Source organism: Microbacterium sp. MRS-1 (assembly GCF_000585455.1).
GTDB lineage: Bacteria > Actinomycetota > Actinomycetes > Actinomycetales > Microbacteriaceae > Microbacterium > Microbacterium laevaniformans.
In genome coordinates, this window is record NZ_JAUF01000021.1 from 1 (window position 1) to 928 (window position 928).

Annotated in this window: 1 pseudogene; it reads right to left on the minus strand. The window is 65.2% G+C overall.

Annotated elements, in window-relative coordinates:
- Window positions 1-12: 12 nt before the first annotated feature.
- A pseudogene (locus tag AS96_RS15985) lies at window positions 13-877 on the minus strand (IS5 family transposase).
- Window positions 878-928 lie beyond the last annotated feature (51 nt).

A 928-nucleotide genomic window follows, 5' to 3' on the forward strand; every position in this document is an offset into this window, starting at 1 on the left:
TAGGCCGTGTTGCTAAATCCATTGCAAGGCTGCGGAGAGGCAGAGCCCGGCTGCGTATGAACAGGCCGTCTTGTCGTATCGGGACGCGAGCCCGCGCCACTGCTTGATGAAGCTGAAGCACCGCTCGACGACGTTGCGACCCTTGTAGCGTTCCTTCTGCTCGTCGCCGAAGTCGATCGGGCGGCCCGGTCTCTTGCGCCGGTTCGCGATCTGGTCGGCGCGTTCGGGGATCGTGGACTTAATGCCGCGCTCGCGCAGCCAGGCCCGGTTCTTCTTCGACGGATATCCCTTGTCCGCGAGCACCCGGTCCGGTCTCGTTCGCGCGTGGCCACGCCCGGAGACGTGGATCTCGTCGAGCACGTCGGTGAACATACTCGTGTCTGCGACCTGACCGCCGGTCAGTACGAACGCGAGTGTGCGGGCCTGCCCGTCGCACACGAGGTGGATCTTCGTCGTCAAACCGCCCCGTGACCGGCCGATCGCGTGATCAGGCGGCTCCGGCCCGGATTTCTTGTAACTCGATGGAGCCCCCTGTGTCGCGGGAAAGGGTCGCGCCATGCTGATGCACACGCGCGATCGAGGAATCGACCGACACGACCCAGTCGATCTCACCCTGAAGCGACGCTCGCTTCTGCACGCGGGCGAACAGGTCTTCCCAGACCCCGTCGGTCGCCCAACGCCGGAAGTTCTTGTAGATCGTGTTCCAGCTCCCGAACCGCTCGGGCAGATCCCGCCACGCTGATCCCGTCCGGAACCGCCACGCGGTCGCCTCGACCACCGTGCGCCGATCCACCGGCGGGCGACCCCGCATCCTCGCCGACGGGAACACGTCCCGGATCACATCCCAGACCTCGTCCGTAATGACATCTCGCGACACACCTCAAGGATCGCCCACCCGCCCCACAACAGCATTTAGCAACACGGCCTA